At 70.9% G+C, this 17,219-nt stretch carries 16 protein-coding genes; 2 read left to right on the top strand and 14 right to left on the bottom strand.

The window, feature by feature from the left end; genetic code table 11:
- Positions 1-78: 78 nt before the first annotated feature.
- From RBR11_RS00815 to RBR11_RS00770, 10 genes are all read right to left on the bottom strand, one after another.
- Entirely contained in the window at positions 79-582 is a 504-nt protein-coding gene (locus RBR11_RS00815) for a GNAT family N-acetyltransferase (RefSeq protein ID WP_308487392.1), read from the bottom strand.
- Positions 579-1,484: a tRNA (adenosine(37)-N6)-dimethylallyltransferase MiaA gene (gene miaA / locus RBR11_RS00810; protein ID WP_308487783.1), complete on the bottom strand. Its 906-nt coding sequence runs from the start codon at positions 1,482-1,484 to the stop codon at positions 579-581. Before miaA ends, RBR11_RS00815 begins: the two co-directional genes overlap by 4 nt.
- A gap of 95 nt (positions 1,485-1,579) precedes the next feature.
- Entirely contained in the window at positions 1,580-3,130 is a 1,551-nt protein-coding gene (miaB, locus tag RBR11_RS00805; protein WP_308487391.1) for a tRNA (N6-isopentenyl adenosine(37)-C2)-methylthiotransferase MiaB, read from the bottom strand.
- Positions 3,131-3,194: 64 nt separating this feature from the next.
- Positions 3,195-4,076: a regulatory protein RecX gene (locus tag RBR11_RS00800; protein ID WP_308487390.1), complete on the bottom strand. Its 882-nt coding sequence runs from the start codon at positions 4,074-4,076 to the stop codon at positions 3,195-3,197.
- Positions 4,077-4,078: 2 nt separating this feature from the next.
- Positions 4,079-5,128, bottom strand: coding sequence for a recombinase RecA (recA, locus tag RBR11_RS00795; protein WP_308487389.1), 1,050 nt, complete (start codon positions 5,126-5,128; stop codon positions 4,079-4,081).
- Between the two features lie 258 nt (positions 5,129-5,386).
- A complete protein-coding gene (locus RBR11_RS00790) occupies positions 5,387-5,611 on the bottom strand; it encodes a DUF3046 domain-containing protein (protein ID WP_308487388.1) in 225 nt (74 codons plus the stop codon).
- 4 nt (positions 5,612-5,615) lie between these two features.
- Complete coding sequence (locus RBR11_RS00785) at positions 5,616-5,924, bottom strand: helix-turn-helix domain-containing protein (RefSeq protein ID WP_045251803.1); 309 nt, start codon at positions 5,922-5,924, stop codon at positions 5,616-5,618.
- Between the two features lie 204 nt (positions 5,925-6,128).
- The gene (locus tag RBR11_RS00780; RefSeq protein ID WP_308487387.1) at positions 6,129-7,181 is read right to left on the bottom strand and encodes an ABC transporter substrate-binding protein; all 1,053 of its coding nucleotides are present in this window, start codon (positions 7,179-7,181) and stop codon (positions 6,129-6,131) included.
- Positions 7,182-7,213: 32 nt separating this feature from the next.
- Positions 7,214-8,092 (bottom strand): ABC transporter permease, encoded by an 879-nt coding sequence (locus RBR11_RS00775; protein WP_308487386.1) that lies wholly within the window; start codon positions 8,090-8,092, stop codon positions 7,214-7,216.
- Entirely contained in the window at positions 8,089-8,931 is an 843-nt protein-coding gene (locus RBR11_RS00770; RefSeq protein ID WP_308487385.1) for an ABC transporter ATP-binding protein, read from the bottom strand. The genes RBR11_RS00775 and RBR11_RS00770 overlap by 4 nt, the downstream gene beginning before the upstream one ends.
- A 234-nt stretch (positions 8,932-9,165) precedes the next feature.
- On the opposite strand from RBR11_RS00770, the gene RBR11_RS00765 reads away from it, so the two are divergent.
- Positions 9,166-10,779: a sensor histidine kinase gene (locus tag RBR11_RS00765; RefSeq protein ID WP_308487384.1), complete on the top strand. Its 1,614-nt coding sequence runs from the start codon at positions 9,166-9,168 to the stop codon at positions 10,777-10,779.
- The gene (locus RBR11_RS00760; protein ID WP_308487383.1) at positions 10,776-11,456 is read left to right on the top strand and encodes a response regulator; all 681 of its coding nucleotides are present in this window, start codon (positions 10,776-10,778) and stop codon (positions 11,454-11,456) included. The genes RBR11_RS00765 and RBR11_RS00760 overlap by 4 nt, the downstream gene beginning before the upstream one ends.
- Positions 11,457-11,491: 35 nt before the next feature.
- Here RBR11_RS00760 and RBR11_RS00755 read toward each other — a convergent pair whose 3' ends face one another.
- The 4 genes from RBR11_RS00755 to RBR11_RS00740 form a co-directional block, all read right to left on the bottom strand.
- Entirely contained in the window at positions 11,492-11,971 is a 480-nt protein-coding gene (locus RBR11_RS00755; protein ID WP_308487382.1) for a CinA family protein, read from the bottom strand.
- Positions 11,968-12,555, bottom strand: coding sequence for a CDP-diacylglycerol--glycerol-3-phosphate 3-phosphatidyltransferase (gene pgsA, locus RBR11_RS00750; RefSeq protein WP_308487381.1), 588 nt, complete (start codon positions 12,553-12,555; stop codon positions 11,968-11,970). The genes RBR11_RS00755 and pgsA overlap by 4 nt, the downstream gene beginning before the upstream one ends.
- Positions 12,555-15,350 carry a DNA translocase FtsK gene (locus tag RBR11_RS00745; RefSeq protein WP_308487380.1) on the bottom strand — a complete coding sequence of 932 codons (2,796 nt, stop codon included), beginning with the start codon at positions 15,348-15,350 and terminating at the stop codon, positions 12,555-12,557. The genes pgsA and RBR11_RS00745 overlap by 1 nt, the downstream gene beginning before the upstream one ends.
- 92 nt (positions 15,351-15,442) lie before the next feature.
- Positions 15,443-17,119 (bottom strand): ribonuclease J, encoded by a 1,677-nt coding sequence (locus RBR11_RS00740; protein ID WP_308487379.1) that lies wholly within the window; start codon positions 17,117-17,119, stop codon positions 15,443-15,445.
- Positions 17,120-17,219: the final 100 nt, after the last annotated feature.

The following is a 17,219-nucleotide window of genomic DNA, read 5'->3' as shown; positions in this document are numbered from 1 at the left end:
GCCCCGCGCCGCCCCCCCGGGGGGCGAGGGGGTGCCCGCCACCAGCGAGCGTGAGAAGAGGGGCCGCGGGCTCGGGGCTCAGGCGTCATGGATGAGGCGCTTGCCCGTGTTGCCGACCTCGAAGCGCTCGTAGCCGAGGGCGTCGTAGAAGCCGAGCACCTGCTCGTTGCCGACCCGCACCATGAGCTGCACCTTGGGACAGCCCATCGCGAGGAGCAGCCGCTCCGCCTCGGCGACGAGGGCACGGCCGATCCCCGCGCCGCGCCGGTCGGACGCGCTCGCGAGGTAGTACAGCCAGCCGCGATGGCCGTCGTAGCCCGCCATGACGGACCCGACGATGCGCTCGGGCGCGACGGCGGCCTCGGGCGCGACGGCGTCGGGCGCGACGGCGTCCTCGGGCGCGACGGCGTCGACCGCGACGGCGCCCTCGACCGCGACGAGGAACAGCTCGGGCTGGACCGCGAGCTTGCGCTCGATGTCGGCCCGCGGGTCGTTCCACGGCCGGGTGAGCCCGGCCTCGTCCCAGAGCGCGACGACCGCGTCGGTGTCGCGCCGCTCGAACGCCCGGATGCTGCTGTTCATTCGCGGATCCCTTCTTCGGCGAATCGACCGGCGTCGATCGGAGCCAGGGCGTCGAGCCACTCCGCCTCCGCGTACCGACGGAACCAGGACACCTGACGGCGGGCGTACCGCCGGGTGAGCGCCTGGGTCTGCGCGATCGCCTCGTCCCTGCTCAGCTCCCCGGTGAGCTCGGCCAGCGCCTGCGCGTAGCCGATCGCCCGGCGCGCGGTCGTCCCTCGCTCGAGTCCGTCGGCGCGCAGGCGCTCGACCTCGGCGGGCAGGCCCTGCGCCCACATCCGCTCGACCCGGCGGTCGAGGCGCTCCACGAGCGCGGCGCGATCGACCCCGAGCGCGAGCACGCGGGTGCGCGGGCTCCAGAGCGCCGGCTCCTCCGGCAGAGCGGCGCCGTGCGTGCGCTGTCCCTGCGCGAGCACTTCGAGCGCCCGGACGATGCGCCGGCCGTTGTGCGGATCGATCCGCTCGGCCGTGACGGGATCCTGTTCACGGAGACGCGCGAGCAGCGGCCCCGGACCGGCCGCCTCGAGCTCGGCCTCCAGGCGCGCGCGCAGGGCCGCGTCGCGCGGCGGGAAGCGGAAGTCGTAGAGCACGCTGGACACGTACAGTCCGGATCCGCCGACGAGGATCGTGTCGGCGCCGCGGGCGTGGATCGCCGCGATCTCGGCGCGCGCCCGCGGCTGGTACCAGGCGACGGCGGCGTCCTCTGTGACGTCGAGTTCGTCGAAGAGGTGGTGCGGGATCTCGCGGCGCTCATCGACCGTGAGCTTGGCCGTGCCGATGTCCATGCCGCGGTACAGCTGCATCGCGTCGGCGTTGACGATCTCCGCTCCGCGTCCTCGGGCGGCCAGCGCCTCGGCGAGGTCGAGGGACAGGTCGCTCTTGCCGGTGCCGGTCGAGCCGACGATCGCCCAGAGGCGCGGCGCGGATCCGGAGTCGACAGACGCCGCGCCCGTGCCGTCCGGTCGTGTTCCGGGGACCGCGGTCAGGCCGGGATCCGTGCTCACACGCCGGCGCGGAGCGTCGGGAGTCCGAGCGCCACCGCGCGGGGTGCGCCACCGGCAGCCGGGGTCGCGGGCAGGCCGCAGGACTCCGACTGCGCGCGGTCCCAGGCGTCGCCTCCCCTGGTGCGCCGGATGCGCAGCGGGGCGCCGTCGACGGCATCGGCGAGCAGGTGGAAAGGCGCGGCGTGGGTGATGGTCACCGTGACGACGTCGCCCGGGCGCGGACGGTCGGTCCCCTCGGGCAGCTCGAAGTGCACGAGGCGGTTGTCCTCGGCGCGGCCGGTGAGGCGGTGCGTCTCGGCGTCCTTCTTGCCCTCGCCCACGGACACCAGCACCTCGACCTCGCGGCCGAGCTGCTTCTGGTTCTCTTCGAGGGAGATGCGCTCCTGCAGGGCGATCAGCCGGTCGTAGCGCGCCTGCACGACCTCCTTGGGGACCTGGTCCTCCATGGTGGCGGCGGGGGTGCCCTCGCGGATCGAGTACTGGAATGTGAAGGCGTTGGCGAAGCGGGCCTGCTCGACGACGCGCATCGTGTCCTCGAAGTCCTCCTCGGTCTCGCCCGGGAATCCGACGATGATGTCGGTGGAGATCGCCGCGTTCGGGATCTTCGCGCGCACGCGGTCGAGGATTCCGAGGAACTTCTCGCTGCGGTAGGAGCGCCGCATCGCGCGCAGGATCCGGTCGCTGCCGGACTGCAGCGGCATGTGCAGCTGAGGCATGACGTTCGGGGTCTCCGCCATGGCGTCGATGACGTCGTCGGTGAACGCCGCCGGGTGCGGGCTGGTGAAGCGGATCCGCTCCAGTCCCTCGATCTCGCCGGCCGCGCGCAGCAGCTTGCCGAACGCCTGGCGGTCGCCGAACTCGACCCCGTAGGAGTTGACGTTCTGGCCGAGCAGGGTGACCTCGATCGCGCCGTCGTCGACGAGCAGGCGGATCTCGTTCAGGATGTCGCCGGGGCGGCGGTCCTTCTCCTTGCCGCGCAGGCTCGGCACGATGCAGAACGTGCAGGTGTTGTTGCAGCCGACCGAGATCGACACCCAGCCGCTGTGCGCGGAGTCGCGCCGTGTCGGCAGCGTGGACGGGAAGACCTCGAGGGCCTCGAGGATCTCCAGCTCGGCCTCGCCGTTGTGCCGGGCGCGCTCGAGCAGCCCGGGCAGCGAGCCCATGTTGTGCGTTCCGAAGACGACGTCGACCCAGGGCGCCTTGTCGAGGACGGCCTGCTTGTCCATCTGTGCGAGGCAGCCGCCGACGGCGATCTGCATGCCGTCGTGCTTGTCCTTGCGGGACTTCAGGTGCCCCAGTGTGCCGTACAGCTTGCCGGCGGCGTTGTCGCGCACCGCGCAGGTGTTGATGATGACGACGTCGGCCTCGTCGTCCTCGGTGGCGCGGACGTAGCCGGCGCTCTCCAGCGAGCCCGAGAGCCGCTCGGAGTCGTGCACGTTCATCTGGCAACCGAAAGTGCGCACCTCGTATGTGCGCGGACGCCCGGACTCATCGAGAGCCGCATCCGAGGGCGCGATGATCGTCGGTTCGCTGAGGGGAATGGTCATGATGCCAGCCATTCTACTTTCGGCGCGCCGTGGAACGCCCCCCGGACGGCCCGGGGAAAATCCCTCAGTCCGACTTCTCGAACCGGACCTTCCCCCGCCCGGCGCCGAACTGCGTCTCACGCCAGGCCGTGCGGGCGGCGTTCATCGCGACGCCGCCGCCGTAGCCGCGCCGGGACAGCTGTCCGACGAGCCGGCGGATCGCGGTGTCCTCGTCGTAGCGGCGCAGACCCGAGATCTTGGAGCGGGCGTAGTCGAGCGCCCGCTCGGCGTCGTCGTCCTCGAGCGCGGAGAGCGCCTCGTCGGCGATCTCCGCGGGGATCCCGCGCTGCGCCAGCGTGCGGGAGATCGCGACGCGGCCCTGCCCCTTGCGCTGCGCGCCCGACGTGACGAGGTGCTCCGCGAGTGCCGTGTCGTCGAGATAACCGCGCTGCTCGAACTCGTCGATCACCGCGTCCCGGTCCTCCGCGGGAACACCGAGCTCGCGGAGCACATCCCGCGCCTCGCGGCAGGTGAGCTGCTTCGTGCGGAGCTTGCGGACCAGAGCCTCCCGCGCGTCGCCGAGCAGATCCGCGTCGGCGGGTTCGGGGGCGCTGTGCCGCCCGAGGGCGCGCAGCCTCACGGACGAGGACCGATCGCCTCGCCCCTCCCCGGCATCGCTGCCGTGTTCAGGGGACGATCCTGCCGGCATGCGGCGCTCGTCCGACGGCAGGGCGGCGGCCGCGGGATGCCGCGGGCCGGGCCCGCGCCGTGCGGCGGCCGACTCCTCCGCCCAGGTCGAGTGCCACTCCGCCTCGGCGGACGGCGGCGACGGATCCGCCGGGGGCGTCGTCCGGGCCGCGGAGGCGCGGGACCGTCCGCCGTCGTTCGACGCGCCCCGTGCCCCGAAGAGCGGGATGACGGGAGCGAGGCGCTCGGACGGCGCCTCGCTCCCGTTGTCACCGGTCATGATCAGGCCGGGCGCTTCTGGGCCAGCTCGTCCGTAGCCGCAGCCGGGGCCGCCGCGCCGCCGATGCCGAGCTTCTGCTTGATCTGCGTCTCGATCGTTCCGGCGACGTCGGGGTTCTTGATCAGGAAGTTGCGGGCGTTCTCCTTGCCCTGGCCGAGCTGGTCGCCGTCGTAGGTGTACCACGCGCCCGACTTCTTCACGATGCCGTGGTCGACACCGAAGTCGATCAGGCTGCCCTCGCGGGAGATGCCCACGCCATAGAGGATGTCGAACTCGGCCTGCTTGAACGGCGGGGCCATCTTGTTCTTCACGACCTTGACGCGGGTGCGGTTGCCGACGGCGTCCGCACCGTCCTTGAGCGTCTCGATGCGGCGGATGTCGAGGCGGACCGAGGCGTAGAACTTCAGCGCCTTGCCGCCGGCGGTGGTCTCGGGCGAGCCGAAGAACACGCCGATCTTCTCGCGCAGCTGGTTGATGAAGATCATCGTGGTGTTGGTCTGGTTCAGACCGCCGGTGAGCTTGCGCAGCGCCTGCGACATCAGACGGGCCTGCAGGCCGACATGCGAGTCGCCCATCTCGCCCTCGATCTCCGCGCGCGGCACCAGAGCCGCGACGGAGTCGATGACGATGAGGTCGATGGCGCCCGAGCGCACGAGCATGTCGGCGATCTCGAGGGCCTGCTCACCGGTGTCGGGCTGGGAGACGAGCAGCGCGTCGATGTCGACGCCGAGCTTGGCGGCGTAGTCGGGGTCGAGGGCGTGCTCCGCATCGATGAACGCCGCGATGCCGCCGGCGCGCTGCGCGTTCGCGATCGCGTGCAGCGTGAGCGTGGTCTTGCCCGAGGACTCCGGGCCGTAGATCTCGACGATGCGGCCGCGCGGCAGCCCGCCGACGCCGAGCGCGACGTCCAGGGCGATGGATCCGGTGGGGATCACGGCGACGGGAGCGCGCTCGTCACTGCCCAGCCGCATGACCGAGCCCTTTCCGAACTGCTTGTCGATCTGGGCGAGGGCGGTCTCGAGGGACTTCTCGCGGTCTGCGGGTGAGGGCATGACGTGCTCCTTCGTGCTCGTGAACTGCCGCCTGTAGGCTGTCGCGGCTGCTCCGGCTGGGGCGAGCTCTCCGACAAGGCGAATGACCTCGTGGTCATGTCGAACACGCTAGGAGGGGCCACCGACATTGCAGTGGGGATCCCGGAAAGCGGGGACGATCCGATCACGAAACCATCTGTGCAGGACGATACCCGCTCATCGAACATGTCTTCGACGACACGCCGTGCGGATCGGGATGCGCCTCGAACACCGCGCGGCTCAGGCGCGCTTCGGCTCCCGCCGCCCCGCGCCATGACGGCGCGCGTCCGGCACGTCCATCTCGGCGCACAGCGCCAGCCACACGTCGCGCGGAGGAACGCCGTCCTCCATCGCCTGCGCGGCCGTGCGGTTCCCGACCGCGGACATCACCAGGTCCGCCACGAGGGCAGCACCGCGCGGCCCGAACTCCGCGTCGACAGCGCGGAGGAACTCGCTTCGCCGCATCCGGTCAGCGCAGGGAGAGCTCGGACTCGACGGACGCCACCAGCTCGTCCGGAACGACGTCCGGGATGACCTGCAGCCCCTCGAGCACCGCGATCCGGTCGCCGACCTCGCGCATGATCGTGGAGATGGGGACGTCGAGCGCCTCGGCGACCGAGGCGAGGATCTCGCTGGACGCCTCCTTCTGACCGCGCTCGACCTCGCTGAGGTACCCGAGCGCGACGGAAGCCTTGCCTGCGACCTGACGGAGCGTGCGGCCCTTCTGCAGACGGAAGTCCCGCAGCACGTCGCCGATCTCCTGCCGTACGAGAATCATCGGGACCTCCTCTCCCCCCATCGAACCGGCGGGACGCCGGATCGGATGGTCAGTCTAACTCGACCCATCGGGTCAGACTCTAGTATTTCGTGCTGTGCATTGAATGTGAGCACACACGACTCAACTTCGGTCGGGAACACTCTATTCCCGCGCACGTGAGCGGGGACCGGCTGCCGCCGATCCCCGCCCGTGGCCGCACCTCTGCTACTTCGCGTTCTTCACGAACTCGTTCGTGAACGTCCGCTCGAGCGCGACCTTCTTCCCGGCGATGTCCGGGTTGGTCTGCAGCACCTGGAAGACCTGCTCCGGCCCGCCCTCCGGCATCAGGCCCGTCGGGTTGAACATCCCCTTCGACTCGTCCAGCGCCTTGATGTACGCGTCCTTGCCGACCGCCTTGTAGTAGTCCTCTGGCAGCTTCGCGGTGATCTCGGCCGCCGAGTGCGCGTCGATCCACTTGAGCGTCTTCACGTACGCGTTCACGAGCTTCTGCACGGTGTCCTTGTTCTTGTCCACGTAGTCGCGCATCATGTACAGGCTCGTCGTCGGGTAGCTGCCGCCGAACATCGCCTTCGTCCCCTCGACGGTCCGGCCGTCGTAGAGGATGAACGCCTTGCCGCTGGAGACGACATTGGACACCGTCGGCTCGGTGGTCATGCCGCAGTCGATGTTCTTCTGGTCCAGCGCCGCGATGAACGTCGTGCCCGCCTGCACGCCGATGCGGTGCGTGCTCGCGGGGTCCACGCCCGCGTGGGTGGTGAGGTACTGGGTCATGAAGTCGGTCGCGGAACCGGGATCGGTGATGCCGAGGTTGCGGCCGGCGAAGTCCTCGGCCCCGGTGATCCGGCCCTTCAGATCCGCGCGGCAGACCTCGGCCTCGCCGGAGGCCTGCAGCATGCTGATCACGGCGACGGCGTCCTTGCCCTTGGCCTGCAGATCGATGGCGTTCTGGTAGAAGCCGCCGGCGCCGTCGACCTGTCCCGCGGCGAGGCTGCTCTTCGCGCTCGCCCCGGAGGGCTCGTCGTTGACCTGGACGTTGAGTCCGGACTCCTGGTAGTAGCCGAGCTTCTCGGCGAGCATGAACGGCAGATAGATCTGCTTGTTCAGGCCGCCGACCATGATGCTCACGCTCGCGCCCTTGGCGTCGCCGGCGTTGTGCACCTTCTCGGTGCCGCCCGCGACGTTGTTCGCGCAGCCGGCGAGGGAGGCGCCGAGGGCGAGGGCGACGATGCCCGCGACCGCGATCCTGCTGGTCTTCATGTGTTCTCCTTGGTGTTTCGGGTGGGACGGGGTCAGGCTTCGGCGCCGGCGGACTGCTGCGGCGGGCGCCAGCGGAGCAGGCGGTGCTCGAGCCGGGTGATGAGCCACTCGGCGAGCAGGGCGATGACGGCCATGATGAGCATCGCGGCCCAGATGGCGTTCTGGTTCAGGGTCCCCTGCGCCTGCCGGATGAGGTTTCCGAGCCCCGCCTGGGAGCCCAGGAACTCGCCGACGATCGCGCCGATGAGCGCGAAGCCGAAGGCGACGTGCAGGCTCGCGATGATCCAGGAGAACGCCGACGGGATGACGACCCTGGTGGTGACCTGCCAGGGACTCGCCCCGAGGATCTGCGCGTTCGCGATGAAGTTCTTGTCCACCTCGCGCGTCCCCTGGAACGCGTTGAAGAAGACGCCGAAGAACACCAGGACGATGACGAGCATCACCTTGGAGAGCAGGCCGAGTCCGAACATCACGATGAACGAGGCGCCGAGGACGATGCGCGGGATCGCGTTGACGACCTTGATGAACGGGCCGAACACCCGGGCGAGGAAGGCGACCCGGCCGAGGCCGACGCCGAACACGATGCCGAGGACGGTGCCGATCACGAAGCCGATGAGCGCCTCGAGCAGGGTGATGCCGATCTGCTCGCCGAGCGAGCCGTTCGGCGTGCCCTGGCTGATCCAGTACCAGAGCTGTTCGACGACCTTGGACGGCTGGCCGTACAGCAGCGGATCCAGGACCTTCGCGTCGACCATGCCCTCCCACGCGGCGAGGAGGACGACGACGATCGCGAGCTGCGTGCCCAGGACCACCCAGCGGGAGGATCCGAGGCGTCGGCGCAGCGGGATGGCCGTCGTCGCCGTGGCGGCGACCCGGGCAGGGGCGGCGAGGGTGGCGGGCGCGGCGCTCATGCGGCCACCTCCGCCGTGCGCTGGGTCTGCGCGTAGGCGATGTCGACCTCTTCGCGCAGGGCCTCCCAGATGGAGTGGTAGATCTCGACGAACCTCGGGTCGAACCGGATCTCCTGCACGGGCCGCGGCCGCGGCAGGTCGATCGGGAACGTCGCCTTCACCCGGCCGGCCGGCCCGGCGGTGAGAACCACGACCTTGTCGGCGAGAGCGATCGCCTCCTCCAGATCGTGCGTGACGAAAACGACCGCGGGTCGGGTCTGCTCCCACAGGCCCAGCAGCTCGGCGCTCATCTTCGCGCGGGTCTGCACGTCGAGCGCACTGAACGGCTCGTCCATGAGCAGGATCCGCGGCTCGTTGATGAGGTTCTGCGCCAGCGCGACGCGCTTGCGCATGCCGCCGGAGAGCTGGTGCGGGAAGTTCTCCTCGAACCCGGCGAGGCCGACCCGGCGGATCCAGTCGCGCGCCCGCTCGTGCGCCTCCGCCTTGGCGACGCCGCGATAGCGCGGGCCGGCGGAGACGTTGTCGAGCACCGACTGCCACGGCAGGATCGCGTCGCTCTGGAACATGAAGCCGCAGTCCGGGGTGATCCCGTCGACCGGACGGCCGTGCACTTCGACGATGCCCTCGCTCGCGCGCTCCTGCCCCGTGATCAGGGTGAGCGTGGTGGACTTGCCGCAGCCGGTGGGGCCGACGACCGCGCAGAACTCGCCGGGCTCGACGGTGAGGTCGATGTCCTGCAGCGCCGTGTACGTGCCGCCCGCCGGGGTGCGGAAGCGCTTGGTCACGTTCTGGATCCGGATCGCAGGGGGCGTCCCGTTCCTGTTCGTCACCGATGTCATTTCGGGTCCTTCCTCACGCGCTCCGCCGTCGGCGGTCGCGCTCCTCGTCGTTGAGAGTCCGGCGGGTGCCGGGGGTTGACAGGGCATGACGCTAGGGAACGGGAGCGTGCAGATCGGGCATGCGGTCATAAGCGTCGTATCGGTCTTTGCGTGCGTTTCGGACGTTGCGCACCTTTCGGTCGTTTCGGTCGCGGTCTCGCCCTGCCGTCCCGCGGAGTACGGCACACTGTCCTGGTGGGTCGGTCGATGTCGCTGAGCATGCAGCTGCTGGTGCTGCAGGTCGCGATCGTGCTGACCGTGGTGCTCGGCACGGGCGTGGTCGTCGGCTTCCTCGAGGAGCGTGCGGTGCGCGACGCCTACCAGGACCGCATGATCGCGGTCGCGCAGTCGGTGGCGACCCTGCCCTCGGTGATCGACGCCTTCGGGTCGGCCGATCCGTCCGCGACCATCCAGCCGATCGCGGAGACCGTGCGCAAGGCGTCGAACGTGACGTACGTCGTCGTCACCGACGAGCAGGGCATCCGGCTGTCGCACCCGAACCCGGACCGGATCGGGCAGAAGGTCTCCACGGACCCGTCCGTCGCGCTCAGCGGATCCGTCTACGTCGGCACCGAACCGGGCACACTGGGGCTGACCTGGCGCGTGAAGGTGCCGATCTTCGATCGCTCGCACACGGTGATCGGCGTGGTCTCCGTCGGGATCCTGGAGGACAGGCTGCAGGCCGACTTCATCGGCGGACTGCCGACGCTGGGGATCGCGCTGAGCGTGGCCGCGGTGGTCGGCGTGGCGGGATCCGCCTGGATCGGCCGGATCATCCGCCGCCGCATCTACGGCCTCGAGCCGGACGAGATCCGCGCGATGCTGGACACCCGCGAGGCGATGCTGCACGGGATCCGCGAGGGCATCATCGCGGTCGACGCGGGCGAGCGGCTCGTGGTCGTGAACGACGCTGCGGCGCGGCTGCTGGACGTCGAGCCGGACGACGTGATCGGGCGTCGGGCGACCGAGGTCCTCGACGACGAGCTCGCCGGATTCCTGCTCTCCGGCGAGACCGCGGAGACGCCCGTGCTCTCCGGCGAACGGGTGCTCGTGGTGCACGGCGCGGCGGTGCGCGTGGACGGGCAGGACGTCGGGCGGATCGCGATGATCCGCGACCGCACCGAGCTCGAGGAGACCCTGCGCGACCTGCAGGGCGCGCAGAGCATGGCCGAGGATCTGCGCGCGCACTCGCACGAGTTCGCGAACACGCTGCAGGTGATCGGCGGGCTGCTCGAGACCGGGCGCGTGGACGCCGCCGTCGCCTTCATCGAACGGGCCGGCGGCGGGGTCGCGCTCGGCGCGGATCCGGTGCACCAGGCGGTCGGCGACATCGAGCTCGAGGCGCTCATCATGGCGAAGACCGCGCGGGCGAGCGAGCAGGGCGTCGACCTGGTCGTGGATCCGGCGTCGCAGCTGAGCGGGATCACGGACGGGCTGCGCGACGATCTGCTCACGATCGTCGGCACGCTGCTCGACAACGCGCTCGAGGCGCTCGGCGCTCACGGCGGGCGGATCCTGCTGTCGATCCGCGACGATCTGACGGCGGGCCGGATCGTGGTGCGCGTGGACGACGACGGCCCCGGCGTGCCGGTCGACAAGCGCGCCGCCATCTTCGAGCCCGACGTGTCGGACAAGGCGCCCACCCCGGGCAAGGCCCGGCGCGGCATGGGGCTGACGATCGTGAAGCGGGTCGCCCGGCGGCTCGGCGGCATGGCCTCCGCGTCGGCCTCGGAGTGGGGCGGCGCGCGCTTCGTGGTGGACCTTCCCCGGCCGGCCCCGGTCCCTCGCACCCAGGACGGACGGCGATGAGGCAGTACACCGCGGTCGTCGTGGACGACGAGATGACCGTCGCCGACCTGAACCGCGAGCGGGTGCAGGCGCACCCCGGGTTCACCGTGGTCTCGGTGGCGCACAACGGAGCGACGGCGCTGCGGGCGATCTCCGAGCTGCGCCCGGATCTCGTGCTGCTCGACGTCTATCTGCCGGATCTGAACGGCCTCGACGTGCTGCGGAGACTGCGCGCGCTCGGCAACGACGTCGAGGTGATCGCGGTGACCGCCGCACGGGACATGGAGACCGTGCGCCGGGCCCGGCTGCTGGGCATCCGGCACTATCTGGTGAAGCCGTTCACCGGGGCGCTGCTCACCCAGCGGCTCGACGACGTGCACCGCGCGCTCTCGGTGCCGGGCCGCGAGGCCGATCTGGATCAGCAGGCGGTGGACAGCATGCTGGGCGGATCCGTGCGCCCCGACGTGGCGCCGAAGGGCCTGTCCGCGGTGAGCCTGCGGCGGGTCACCGCGCTGCTGGATGCGGCGGATCCCGATGTCTCGGCCGCGGAGGTCGCCGAGACGCTCGGCATGTCCCGGGTGAGCGCCCGGCGGTACCTGGAGCACCTCGTCGCGATCGGGCACGCCGAGGTCGCCCCGCGGTACGGGTCGACCGGACGTCCGGAGAACGGCTTCCGGGCCGTGGCCGACGAGCGCTGACGCACGCCCGCGCGCGACGCCTCCGCGTCCGTCGGCTACGCGCCGAGGATCTCCGCGAGCAGCGCGAGTGCCGCGTCGACCGCGGCTGCGCGGATCGCGGCGCGATCGCCCGGGAAGAGGAACTCCCGGCTGAGCTCGCGCTCCCCCGTGCTGACGCCGATGTGCACGACGCCGACCTGCTTCCCGCCCTGCGCCGTGGGCCCGGCGACGCCGGTCGTGGCGACGCTGACGTCGGCGGGGCGCCCGTCGACGGCCAGCGCCGTGCGCACGCCGCGGGCCATCTGCACGACGACCTCGGGATCCACCGGGCCACGCCGGGCGAGCAGCTGGGCGTCGACGCCGAGCAGGCTCGCCTTGATCGGGGTCGCGTAGGCGACGACCGCGCCGGTGAGCACGTCCGAGGCGCCGGGGACGGAGACGAATGCGGCCGAGAGCGCGCCGCCGGTGAGCGACTCCGCGACGGCGAGGGTCTGCCCGCGCCGACGCAGGACGTCGAGGACCGCCGCCGCGGTCATCGGCCGGCGTTCCGGTCCGCCCGCGCCCCGCAGACCTGCGCCGCGACGTAGTCGATGCCGCTCGCGATCGTGAGTATCAGCGCCGCGATCATCAGCACCGCCGTGGTGACGGTCCAGGCCGACAGGCCGATCCACACGTGCAGCGGGAGCAGCGCCCAGGACAGCGCGACGGCCTGCACGGTCGTCTTGATCTTGCCCATCCATGCCGCGGCGACGATGTGCTCCTTGGCCACGACGAGGCGGTGCACGGTGATGCCCCACTCCCGGACCAGGATGATCAGCACCAGCCACCACCACACCTCGCCGAGCACCGCGAGACCGATGAAGCCCGCCCCGGTCAGCAGCTTGTCGGCGATCGGATCCCACAGCTTGCCGAAGTCGCTCACCAGGTCGTACCTGCGGGCGAGGTAGCCGTCCACCCAGTCCGTCGAGATCGCGAGCACGAACAGGCCGGCAGCGACCCAGCGCAGCACGGGCTGCGTCAGGCCGTTCTGGCCGCCCAGCAGCAGGAGCACGAAGAACACGACGGCGAGCGGGATGCGCGCCATCGTGATCGCGTTGGGGAGCCGGCGAGGGATGGCCATCAGTCGCGCCCGGTGAGGCCCCAGGCGTCCTCGTCGTCCTCGGACTCGACCTCGGGCAGGCCGCGGTACTGCGCCTCGATCGGGTCCTCGCCGTAGCGGTCATCGGCGTGGCCCGTCGACGACGGCATCGCCGGCGCGGCCGGCACGGCCGGAGCCGCAGCCGTCGCAGGAGCGGCCGGTGCCGCCTGCCCGGACGGCGGATCGTCACCGCGCAGCTTGGCCAGCACGCCGGGCAGCTGCTCGGGCGTGACGAGCACGTCGCGGGCCTTGGATCCCTCGGACGGACCGACGATCTCGCGTGACTCGAGCAGGTCCATCAGGCGGCCGGCCTTCGCGAAGCCGACGCGCAGCTTGCGCTGCAGCATGGACGTGGAGCCGAACTGCGACGAGACGATGAGCTCTGCGGCGGCGAGGAGCAGCTCGAGGTCGTCGCCGATGTCCTCGTCGACCTCCTTCTTCCTGCCCTCGACGGCCTCGGCGACGTCCGGCCGGTACTCCGGGCGGGCCTGGCCGGTGACGTGCTTGACGACCGCGTCGATCTCGCTCTCGTCGACCCAGGCGCCCTGCAGGCGGAACGGCTTGGAGGATCCCATTGGCGAGAACAGGGCGTCGCCCTGGCCGATCAGCTTGTCGGCGCCGGGGCTGTCCAGGATGACGCGGCTGTCGGTGACGCTGGTCACCGCGAACGCGAGCCGGGACGGCACGTTCGCCTTGATCAGACCGGTGACGACGTCGACGCTCGGGCGCTGCGTCGCGAGGACGAGGTGGATGCCGGAGGCGCGGGCGAGCTGGGTGATCCGGACGATCGAGTCCTCGACGTCGCGCGGGGCGACCATCATCAGGTCGGCGAGCTCGTCGACGACGACCAGCAGGTACGGGTACGGCTTGAGCACGCGCTCGCTGCCCGGCGGCACCTCGACCTCGCCGGCGCGGACCGCGCGGTTGAAGTCGTCGATGTGGCGGAATCCGAACGACGCGAGGTCGTCGTACCGCATGTCCATCTCCTTCACGACCCACTGCAGCGCCTCCGCCGCCTTCTTCGGGCTCGTGATGATGGGGGTGATCAGGTGCGGCACGCCCGCGTAGCTGGTGAGCTCGACGCGCTTGGGGTCGATGAGCACCATGCGCACGTCGGCGGGCCTGGCCCGCATGAGAAGGCTCGTGATCATCGAGTTCACGAAGCTGGACTTGCCGGATCCGGTGGAGCCGGCCACCAGGAGGTGCGGCATCTTGGCGAGGTTCGCGACGACGAAGTTGCCGCCGACGTCCTTGCCGACGCCGATCGTCAGCGGGTGCGTGCTCTTCTGCGCCGCGGCGGAGCGCAGCACGTCGCCGAGCGCCACCGTCTCGCGGTCGGCGTTCGGGATCTCGATGCCGATCGCGCTCTTGCCGGGGATCGGCGAGAGGATCCGCACGTCGTTCGACGCGACCGCGTAGGCGAAGTTGTTGCTCAGCTGCAGGATCTTCTCGACCTTGACGCCGTGGCCGACCTCGACCTCGTACTGCGTCACCGTCGGGCCGCGGGAGAAGCCGGTGACCTTGGCGTCGACGTTGAACTGGGTGAGCACGTGCGTGATCTGCTCGACCACCCGATCGTTCGCCTCGGAGCGGGCGACCGACGGCGGGCCGGCCTTGAGCACGCCCGGCGAGGGCAGGATGTACGGCGCGACGGGGGCCTGCGGTCCCCTCTCCCCGGGCCCGGGAGTGCCGAAGCCGTCGAAGCCGGCGAGCTCCGGGAGCTCCCCGGTGTCGCCGTCGTCGAGGAGGGCCGTGGCCTGCTGCTCGGCGAGCGAGTCGGCGACCGCGCGCACGTCGGTGAGCACCTCGGTCGCGGCGTCGTACGGGTCGTCCTTGATGACGGCCTGGTCGTAGGCCGGGACCTGGGCGACCGTGGGCACATCGTCCTGCGCGGTGAGCAGCTCGGTGAGGTCCTGCGATCCGAGCCCGTCGTCCGGATCCTCCTCGCGCCCGGTCTTGTTGCGCCGCCACCAGGGCAGCGCATCCGGGTCGTCGACCTTGTCGGCCTCGTCGATCTCCGGAGCGACCTCGTCCTTCGCGGGCCTCTCGGCACGCTCGGCGTCGAACATCCACGCGTACAGATCGCCGAGGCGCTGCCCGATCCGGTTCGGCGGCGTCTTGGTGAGGATCAGGATGCTGAGCGCGGCGAGCAGCGACAGCACGATGTAGGCGGGGACCGAGGTGAGGTAGCTGAGCGGCTGCCCCAGCATCCAGCCGAACAGGCCGCCCGCGGCGCTCAGCGCCCCCATGCCCTGCCTGGGCTGCGGCAGGCCGCCGGCCACGTGGCAGAACCCGGCGAGGGAGATCACAAACAGCCCGAAGCCGATCCCGATCCGCCCGTTGTCATGCACCGAGGACGGGTGCCGGAACAGCCAGCCCGCCAGCAGCAGGAGCAGGACGGGCATGACGAAGGCGGTGCGCCCGACGAGCGCGCCGACGGAGTAGGCGCTGATGCCGCTCGCGACCGGCGAGCCGATGAAGAACCATTCGTTGACGGCGCCCGCGACGGCGAGCAGCACGAGGAGGAACGGGAAGCCGTCGCGGCGCTGATCCTTCTCCAGGGTCTCGGGCCCGAACGCGCGGAACAGCCCGCCGACGCCGTGCGCGATGCCCATCAGGGCGCGCGCCATCACCGGCGGCCTGTCGGCCTCGTCGATGTACTTCTTGGGCGCGGCGGCGCTGCGCGGCTTCGCCCCGGACGCGGAACCGGAGCGCGCGCGCGAGGACGATCTCTCGGACGCGGCCGGACGCTTGGTGGCAGGAGTGCTCCTGGGCATGCCTCCACGCTACGGCTGCGCACCGACATCGGGCCGCAGTGACGCGGCTTTCCGCGGGATTCCGGGCCGTTCGACCTGCGCCGCGGCCGGGCTCAGGCCTCGATGACGAGCGGGACGATCATCGGGCGGCGGCGCAGCTTCTGGTTCACCCAGCGGCCGATCGTGCGGCGCACGATCTGCGACAGCGCGTGGTTGTCCCGCACGCCGTTGCCCGCCGCCTCCTTGAGGGCCGCGACGATCTTCGGGGCGACGTCGTCGAACACCGCGTCGTCCTCGGCGACACCGCGCGCGTGGATCTCCGGCCCGGAGATGATCCGCCCGGTGGTCGAGTCGACCACCACGATGACGGACACGAAGCCCTCCTCGCCGAGGATCCGGCGGTCCTTGAGGTCCGCGTCGGTGATCTCGCCGACCGTCGAGCCGTCCACGTACACGAAGCCGATGTCGAGCTGACCGGCGACGCGGGCGACGCCGCCCTTGAGGTCGATCACGGTGCCGTTGGAGCCGACGATGGTGCGCTCCTCCGCGATCCCGGTGTCCTGCGCGAGCTTGGCGTTCGCGATGAGGTGGCGGTACTCGCCGTGCACCGGCAGCACGTTCTTCGGCCGCAGGATGTTGTAGCAGTAGATCAGCTCGCCGGCGGCGGCGTGGCCGGAGACGTGCACGCGGGCGTTGGCCTTGTGCACGACGTTCGCACCGAGCTTGGTGAGCCCGTCGATCACCCGGTACACGGCGTTCTCGTTGCCCGGGATGAGGCTGGACGCCAGGATCACGGTGTCGCCCGGACCGGGCTCGATCGCGTGGTCGAGGTTGGCCATGCGGCTGAGCACGGCCATCGGCTCGCCCTGGGACCCGGTCGACATGTACACGATCCGGTCGTCGGGCAGATCCCGTGCCTTCTTGTAGTCGATGAGCACGTTCTCGGGCACCTTGAGGTAGCCCAGCTGCTCCGCGATGGTCATGTTGCGGACCATGCTGCGGCCGAGGAACGCGACGCGACGGCCGTGCGCGTGCGCGGCGTCGATGACCTGCTGCACGCGGTGCACGTGGCTGGAGAAGCTGGCCACGATCACGCGTCGCGGCGCCTTGCCGATGACCTGGTCGAGCACCGGGCCGATCGAGCGCTCGGTGGGCGTGAAGCCCGGGACGTCGGCATTGGTGGAGTCGACGAGGAAGAGGTCGACGCCCTCCTCGCCCAGGCGGGCGAAGGCGCGCAGATCCGTGATCCGGCCGTCCAGCGGCAGCTGGTCCATCTTGAAGTCGCCGGTCGCGAGCACCATGCCCGCGGGCGTGCGGATCGCGACGGCGAGCGCGTCGGGGATGGAGTGGTTCACCGCGACGAACTCGAGGTCGAACGGGCCGACCTTCTCGCGCCGCCCTTCCTTCACGGTGAGCGTGAAGGGCTTGATCCGGTGCTCCTTGAGCTTCGCCTCGACGAGCGCGAGGGTCAGGCCGGATCCGATCAGCGGGATGTCCTGCTTCATCCGGAGCAGGTACGGCACCGCGCCGATGTGATCCTCGTGGCCGTGCGTGAGCACGACGCCGACGATGTCGTCGAGGCGGTGCTTGATCGGCTCGAAGTCGGGGAGGATCAGGTCGACGCCCGGCTGGTGCTCCTCGGGGAACAGCACGCCGCAGTCGACGACGAGGATCTTGCCGTCGAACTCGAAGATCGTCATGTTCCGGCCGACCTCGCCGAGTCCGCCCAGGGGCGTGACGCGAAGGGTGTCGGGCGCGAGCGCCTCGGGCTCGGCGACGGGGATGGTCATGGTGCCTCCTAGGCGGGGCGCGCTGCGCGCCTCATTGTCTTCTCGGTCCCTGAGCCTGTCGTGGGGTCCTGCGAACGGGATCGGATCCGGTGCGCATCAT

It is taken from the genome of Microbacterium capsulatum (assembly GCF_030865425.1).
In the GTDB taxonomy this organism is placed as follows: Bacteria; Actinomycetota; Actinomycetes; order Actinomycetales; family Microbacteriaceae; genus Microbacterium; species Microbacterium capsulatum.
The sequence above is the reverse complement of the archived record's forward strand: the minus strand, read 5'-3'. Positions and strand labels throughout refer to the sequence as shown.